Annotated in this window: 6 protein-coding genes; 4 read left to right on the plus strand and 2 right to left on the minus strand. The window is 64.7% G+C overall.

Annotated elements, in window-relative coordinates:
- The first annotated feature begins 63 nt into the window (after positions 1–63).
- The 4 genes from queC to C1H69_RS19325 are packed head-to-tail and all read left to right on the plus strand — an operon-like array spanning position 64 to position 2553.
- Entirely contained in the window at positions 64–765 is a 702-nt protein-coding gene (gene queC, locus C1H69_RS19310) for a 7-cyano-7-deazaguanine synthase QueC (protein WP_102655025.1), read from the plus strand.
- Positions 765–1409, plus strand: a complete 645-nt coding sequence (gene queE / locus C1H69_RS19315; protein WP_102655026.1) for a 7-carboxy-7-deazaguanine synthase — start codon at positions 765–767, stop codon at positions 1407–1409. The genes queC and queE overlap by 1 nt, the downstream gene beginning before the upstream one ends.
- Positions 1409–2254 carry a 6-pyruvoyl trahydropterin synthase family protein gene (locus tag C1H69_RS19320; RefSeq protein ID WP_102655027.1) on the plus strand — a complete coding sequence of 282 codons (846 nt, stop codon included), beginning with the start codon at positions 1409–1411 and terminating at the stop codon, positions 2252–2254. The genes queE and C1H69_RS19320 overlap by 1 nt, the downstream gene beginning before the upstream one ends.
- A complete protein-coding gene (locus tag C1H69_RS19325) occupies positions 2251–2553 on the plus strand; it encodes a YkgJ family cysteine cluster protein (protein ID WP_240610015.1) in 303 nt (100 codons plus the stop codon). The genes C1H69_RS19320 and C1H69_RS19325 overlap by 4 nt, the downstream gene beginning before the upstream one ends.
- 27 nt (positions 2554–2580) lie before the next feature.
- On the opposite strand, the gene C1H69_RS19330 is transcribed toward C1H69_RS19325, so the two are convergent.
- Both C1H69_RS19330 and C1H69_RS19335 read right to left on the minus strand, forming a co-directional pair.
- Positions 2581–6498: an ATP-binding protein gene (locus tag C1H69_RS19330; protein WP_102655030.1), complete on the minus strand. Its 3918-nt coding sequence runs from the start codon at positions 6496–6498 to the stop codon at positions 2581–2583.
- Between the two features lie 31 nt (positions 6499–6529).
- On the minus strand, positions 6530–7180 hold the full coding sequence (locus tag C1H69_RS19335; protein ID WP_102655028.1) for a MiaE family protein: 651 nt from the start codon (positions 7178–7180) through the stop codon (positions 6530–6532).
- Positions 7181–7289 lie beyond the last annotated feature (109 nt).

The raw sequence follows: 7289 nt of genomic DNA on the forward strand, positions 1-7289 counted from the left end.
CCGGCCAGCGGCTTTCTCACCGGTAGGAGCCGCCCGATAAATTCTCCGACAGTGAGTTTTCCCATGACCCAGCCCGTTTCTTCCTCCGTACCCGCCACCGTGGTGATCTACTCCGGCGGCATGGATTCCTTCACCGTTCTGCACCGCGCCCTGCGCGAGGGTCTCGAGGTACACGCCCTCTCCTTCGACTATGGCCAGCGCCACGCCCGTGAGCTGAACGTGGCGGCAACGGTTTGCCGTGGTCTCGGCGTGCCTCACCAGGTCGTCGATATTCGCGCCATCCATGGCCTTATCGACAACTCGGCGCTGACCGATGCCAGCCGCGACATGCCATGCGGCGACTACGCGTCGGACAATCTGTCCGCGACGGTAGTGCCCAACCGCAACATGATCCTGCTCTCCCTGGCGGTTGCCAAGGCAGTGAACATCGGTGCCGGACGGGTGGATTACGGTGCTCATGGTGGTGACCATGTGCTGTACCCGGACTGCCGCCCCGAGTTCGTCGAACGCATGAACGCCGTGGCCGGTATCGCCAATTTCGAGCCGGTCGAGATTCATGCGCCCTACCTGCGTGCTACCAAGGCGGAGATTCTCGCCGACGGCCTGTCCATGGGGCTCGATTATGCCGATACCTGGACGTGTTATCTGGGCGAGGAGCTGGCCTGTGGCCGTTGCGGTAGCTGTCGGGAGCGGCTGGGGGCGTTTGCCGCCAATGGCGTCAGCGACCCCTTGTCGTATGCCGCGCAATCCGACCAGGAGGTCTGATGTACCATGTGAAGGAGGCCTTCTATACCTTGCAGGGAGAAGGCGGCCAGGCCGGGCGCGCCAGTGTCTTTTGCCGCTTTACGGGCTGCAACCTGTGGTCGGGCCGGGAACGGGATCGCGCGACGGCGGCCTGCCGCTTCTGTGATACCGATTTCCTGGGTACCGATGGCCAGAACGGTGGCCGTTTCACGGATGCCGAGACCCTGGCCGGCCACCTGACGGCCCTGTGGCCGGATCAGGACGGCGTCGTGACGCCCTATGTGGTGTTCACCGGGGGCGAGCCATTGCTGCAGCTCGACGAGACGTTGATCCGCGCCATGCATCGACAGGGGTTCGAGGTGGCGGTGGAGACCAATGGCACCATCGTGCCTCCCGCGGGCATCGACTGGCTGTGTGTGAGCCCCAAGGGGGCCAGTGTGCTCGCCGTCACCGGCGGTGATGAAATCAAGCTGGTCTACCCCCAGCGGGACGCCCCGCCCGAGCGCTTCGCGACACTCGATTTTCGTTATTACTTCCTGCAGCCGATGGATACTGGCCCCCTGGGCGAACCCGGGAGTCGCATGGCGGAAACCGTCGGCTATTGCATGGCTCATCCACAGTGGCGCCTGTCGCTGCAGACCCACAAGATAGCGGGGTTCGACTGATGACGCTTTTCGTCAACCGCCTGAGTCATCTCGATGTGTCGCTCTGGTGTCCGCAGCGGGGCCTGATCGGCGCCAGCTGGCATGTGGATGCCGAGCTCGACGGCGAGCTCGGTGAGGATGGCATGCTGTTCGATTTCGGTGAGGTCAAGCCGTGGATCAAGTCGCGCCTGGATGGCGGCGCCGACCATACCTTGCTGATCCCGGCCCGGGCCCCCGATCTGGAGATCGTCGAGTGCGGTGAAGGGCTCTGCGTTCGAGCCACCCGCCCCTATGCCATGGAGATTCGCGCGCCCCGCCAGGCCTTCACCCTGATGCCGTGGTCGGCCATCACGACCGAGCGACTGGCCGACCAGATGGCGAAAGAACTGATGAAGCGGCCGCCTCCGAGGGTTTCCGCCATTCGGTTGCGCCTGCGCGAGGAAGCCATCGAGGGCGCCTCCTATACCTACAGCCATGGGCTGAAGCGACATGTCGGCAACTGCCAGCGCATCGCCCATGGGCATCGGTCGCGGCTGCATATCTGGCAACGCGGCGTGCGCATGCCCGGGCTGGAAGCCGAGTGGGCCGAACGACTCGACGATCGCTACCTGATCGATCAGCAGGACATTGCGACCGGTGACGATGCCGTGGCCAAAGGCATGATGACCACCCGCTACCGCGCCGACCAGGGGCGTTTCCTGCTGCGCCTGCCGGTGGATCGCTGCATCGTCTTGCCCACCCCCACCACCGTGGAGCATATCGCTTCCTGGCTGGCACGACGGATCACCGAGGAAACCGGCCGCACCACGCGGGTGCAGGCTTTCGAAGGCGTGGACAAGGGTGCCATCGCCGAGGCTCAATCGTGATCGCCGAGGCTCAGTCGAGAGTGGAAACCCTTGAGTTCGGGAACGGAGACGCCGGCTGTCGGCCCGGCTGCGGTGCCTGCTGCATCGCGCCGTCGATCAGTTCCCCCATTCCCGGCATGCCCCGGGGAAAATCGGCGGGAATCCGCTGCGTTCAGCTCGATGACGCCAACCTGTGCCGGCTGTTCGGCGACCCGCGTCGCCCGGCCGTCTGTGAGCGCTTTGGCTTCGACCGGGAGCTGTGTGGCGGCAACCGCTCCCAGGCACTGGAGCGAATTGCCGCCCTGGAACGGCTGACCTAGCGGCGCCTGGCGCTGATATCGCGTCGCTCATGGCTCGGCATTGATTGCCTGGGACAGCTTGCGGTCCAGCAGGGTGCGCCAGCGTACCAGTACCGGTGCATCGCTGTGGCTCACATTGCTCAGCAGCTCACGGAACTCCTCCCTGGCGCTTTCGTCATGGCCGTCGATCAGGGTCAGCCAGGCTTCCAGCGCGCATAGCTGCTGGTGGAGGTTCTCATGCAGCCGAGCGAACTTCAGTGCCTGCTCCACCAGCAGGCGGATGTCGGCATGGGGGCGCCCCAGGCGGTGTCGCACACGGGCCAGTTGAATGGTCAGCTCGGGCACGAACAGCGTGCTGCGTTCGCGGGCGATCAACAGGCACTGATCGAGATAGTCCTCGGCACGCACCAGTTCGTCGAGGGCGATGCAGGCGTCGCTATACCACAGGGAGGGGCGATGATAGCGGTCCCGCCCGGTCATCTCGCCCAACTCTTCCTGGGATAGGTCTATTATGCCCAGGCCGTCGCGGTCCCCCGAGAGCGCCCGCCGCCAGCCGAGAACCCCCTGCGCCGATACCTGCCAGAGGTGGAGGTCGGGCATTTCCGTCAGCGCGACGGCCTGTTCGGCACGCCTGGCGGCCAGGTGCACGTGACCGAGCTGGCGGTAGAGTGCGGCGGCAAACAGCAGCGCCATGGCCAGCGAGCCGGGGTGTCCGATACGCTCGGCCAGGCGAATCGCCGATTCCACCTGCTGTTCGGCTCGCGCATAGTCGCCACGCAGGCAGATTGCCCAACCCTGGAAACAAGCGGCGGCGACCTGCGGGTGTTCGGAGAACGGCAGCCATTCGATCATCATGGGTTGATCGAGGGGCGCGATCTCGTCGAGGTGGTCGAAGGCCTGTCCGATGCGCCCGGCCCAGTATTCGCAGTTGGCACGGGCATAATCCGCCAGGCGGCGGTAGCGGGGATCTTCCAGCCGGCTGGCGATGGACGCCAGGCTGGCGGCCAGGGAGAAGGCATCGGCATGAGCATGGCGCTGACTGCAGCCTACCCAGAGACCCCATTTGACCAGGAAGGCCTGTTCGAGATCTTCGGTATCGTCGGTGTCGCACCCTTCCCGCTGTACCAGCAATTCCCGGGCGCGCACGAAGCTTTCATGGGCCGTTGGCGAACCGTGCCCTTCCAGGGCGAACGCGGCCTGCCCGCGCACGGTGAGCAGGCTGATCTCGCGCTCGGCCTGATCCTCGACGTGGCGCAGGCTGGCGATACCGAAATCCGCCATCTTCAACGCGGTACGATTGGCGCTGACCTTGAGCGCTTCGCGGGCGGCCAGTTCGAAGTATCGCGCACCGCGGGCGTAGTGGCCGCTGCGGCGCAAGTGAGTGGCAAAGTCGCCGGGGTGACGACCGATCCACATGGGGAACCGCTCTTCGATGAGACTGACCACCTGGCGATGGATGCGGACCCGCACGTCACGCGGGCAGGACAGATAGGCGGCTTCCTGAAGCAGCTGGTGGCTGAACTGGTATTCCCGACATCCGCCTTCGCCACCGGCGGGCTCGATGATTTCCAGGCGTCGCATCTGCTCCAGGGCGCGATTCAGTTGGGGCATTTCCCAGCCACTGCATTCGGCCAGGAAATCCAGGCGGAAGCGCCGACCGAGCACCGCGGCCACGTGGGCGACTTCGCGATCGCCGTCGAGCTGGTCGATGCGGCTGGCCAGCAGGCCAAGCAGGCCGCGAGGCAGTTCGTCGAGATGGACGCTACGCCCTTCCCGGCGATCCATTTCCAGGCGGCGGCAGATCTCCTGCATGTAGAGCGGCACACCATCGCAGCGTTCGATGATCTGGCCCCGAAGCCGCGGGCTGAGGTGCAGCCGGTAGCGCCGGGCCAGCTGCGAAAGCAGGCGGGACGACTGCATGGCATCCAGGTGCCCGAGCGTAACCTGCTGGTCCCAATGCAGCCGGGTCGGCAGCGCTTCGCGGCCATGGTGACTGGCCACCATCAGGAAGGCGCAGTTGATCGGGAGGCGCGCCTGGAGGCCGGCCAACACGCGGAAGGAGGGTTCGTCGAGCCACTGCAGGTCGTCGATCATCAGCACCTGGGTGCGTTCGGCGGCCTGATGCTCGATGACACGGCACAGCAGGGCCACGACCAGGTCGGCGGCTTCGCCGCTCTTGACCAGCAGCGCCACTTCCGGTGTTTCCCTCACCCCCAGTGCCTCTTCCAGGAGCGCCAGTTGGTCGCCGGTCAGATGACATTCCGGAAGGGAGGCAAGCAACCCGGCCAGGCTGGCGGCATTCAGTTCGCCGTCGAGGCGCCAGCGCAGCAGTGTCCTGGCCACCCCATAGGGTTCGAGTATCGAGAGACGGGTGGTGGGCTGCCAGCAAATGGCGGCGTCGCGGCTTAGCTCCAACTGCCGGAAACCGACCATCAGCGCCGACTTGCCCATGCCGGATGCCCCGCGCACCAGTACGCTCTGACGCAGGCCGATACCGGCTCGCGCCAGGGCGTCGCGCATCGTTCTGAGAGGGGCTTCACGTCCCACCAGGCTAGGCGGCATGGCGTCCCGGCCACCTTCGTTGTGGCCGAGCACCAGGGCGCGCAGGCGCACTCGGCCATCACTCGCCACCAGCCGCGAAGAGAGTCGTGGCTGCAGGTCCAGCGCCGGCGGCATGTGCTGGCTGGCTTCCTGGGAGATCACCAGTTCACTGCCCTCGGCGGCGGTCATCAGCTCGAGCGCGACCTGGGACACCTGTCCAAGCGGATCGACCAGTTGGCGCTCGGGGAGGTAGACCACGCGGCCGCTGTTGAGGCCGGCGGCCAGTTCAATCCGGGGTGGCTCGCCTTCGCCACTCCAGTACCGGGATATCTCGTCGGGCAGTACCCTGCGGCAATGCTCGTAGAGCGCTACCAGTTCGGCCAGCTGGTGCGCCGGGCCATGGGTGCCGAAGCAGGCCAGCCCCAGGCCACCAGTGGCGCCGGGGAGCCAGAAGCCACCCAGGTGGTGACACTGCTGCTCCAGCCAGCGCATCAATTCGATCTGCAGCGCCAGGCAGGCGCGGGTTTCGTCACGAGCCGACAGTTCGCCCTTCACCCGCAGGCGAATGGCCATGACCGAGAGTTGACGCTGTTCGATTTCGTCTTCGCGCAGCGGCAAACTGTCCGCGGCCAGGGTGCGCGAGAAGGCGTTCCGTGGGGACAGCCCCTGCAAGTCCGGGTTGCCGTCGGACCAGTAGCGAGCCAGTTGCAGGAAAACGGGCTCGGGCTGTTGGCCGGACAGTGCCAGCAGTTGCAGGTAGGCGCTGTACTGTTCATGGGCAGCGGCCAGTTGGCCCTGTTCGGCCAATTGCCTGACCAGCCGTTCATGGAACGGGCCGTAACCGGAAAAACGGCTGACCAGCGCCTGCAAGAGGGGACCGGGCACGTCATCGTGCTGCTCGAGCACGCCTTCGGCGAAACGGATGACCCGCTGGCGCCATTCGTTGCGCAATTGCACGAGCCAGCGTTGGAATTCCGTGCAGGACGACAGTTGCAGCTCTTCGACGAGGTCGCCACGATAGCGCTGGAGAAGGCGCTCCAGGGTGGTGACGTCGTGCGCGCCTTCGAGGAGTTCGTGCAGCTCATCGAGGTCGAAACGCCAGGTTTCGGGCAACCGGAACGCGATTGTCTGGCGTGAGACGACCAGCACGCGCTCGGCTTCCTCGCCCAGCGATTGTCGCAGGCAGTGCAGTGCATGGCGCAGGTTGGTTCGGCCCGACGAGAGCCCCTGGTCCGGCCACAGCAGCTCGGCCAGGCTGGCACGATTGACGGGCTGCTGGTGCAGTAACAGATAGACCAGTAGCGCCTTGACCTTGTCGTAGCTGAACTGGGTAAGGACATCGTCCCCCAGGGTCAGCGAGAATTGGCCAAATAGCGCCAACTGATTCCAATCGCTGTTATGAACGTCTTCGGAAGCGTCCTGCATGATGGAACCCTGCATGGCGAAAGCGGCGGCCTCAGGCCGGCACGCCACTATGGAAACGAAACGCCGTGTCCGGCGTGACTATCAGCTCTGCTTCGCGTTCGGCGAAAAAGGCTACCCTCCGGTCGATGGAGCCAGGCGCCACGTGCCTTGCCAGCATCAGGTAGTCTTCATAATGACGGCCCTCCGACTTGACCAACGTGCGATAGAACCTGGCAAGCTCGGTATCCAGGTATGGAATCAGCCGAGCGAAACGTTCACAGCTACGCGCCTCGATGAAGGCGCCAATGATCAGGATATCGACCAATCGCTCCGGTTCTTGAGGGCTGACATGACGACGCAGCCCTTCTGCGTAGCGGGAGGCACTGAGATGACGATAGACGATACCCCTACTCTCCATCAGTTTCACTACCTGCTCGAAATGCAGCAGTTCTTCCCGGGCCAACTGTGACATCTTGGTCAGCAGTAACGGTTCATTCACATAGCGGTAGAGCAGGCTCATCGCCGTGGATGCCGCCTTCTTCTCGCACTGGGCGTGATCGATCAGCAACGTCTCGGGATTCCCGCGTGCCCAGGCGATCCAGGCATCCGGGGTGGCGCAACGAAGAAAAGCCAGCAGGCCCGGGGGCAGCAGGGCGTCGTCGCCGGGCGCCTCAAGGGCCTCGGACAGGGCATTCACGAACATGGTGGTGACTCGATATGCATTTGAATTAACCCACTAATCTAAAGGGACACTAGGCTCTGTACGAAAACTGTCTGCGCTCGCCCATACAGCGTTAAAAATCGGCTCAAAG

This window comes from Billgrantia endophytica (assembly GCF_002879615.1).
Classification (GTDB): domain Bacteria; phylum Pseudomonadota; class Gammaproteobacteria; order Pseudomonadales; family Halomonadaceae; genus Halomonas; species Halomonas endophytica.

Coding starts and splice junctions, on each gene's coding strand:
- queC (WP_102655025.1), top strand. CDS start 64: ATGACCCAGCCCGTTTCTTCCTCCGTACCCGCCACCGTGGTGATCTAC.
- queE (WP_102655026.1), top strand. CDS start 765: ATGTACCATGTGAAGGAGGCCTTCTATACCTTGCAGGGAGAAGGCGGC.
- C1H69_RS19320 (WP_102655027.1), top strand. CDS start 1,409: ATGACGCTTTTCGTCAACCGCCTGAGTCATCTCGATGTGTCGCTCTGG.
- C1H69_RS19330 (WP_102655030.1), bottom strand. CDS start 6,498: ATGCAGGACGCTTCCGAAGACGTTCATAACAGCGATTGGAATCAGTTG.
- C1H69_RS19335 (WP_102655028.1), bottom strand. CDS start 7,180: ATGTTCGTGAATGCCCTGTCCGAGGCCCTTGAGGCGCCCGGCGACGAC.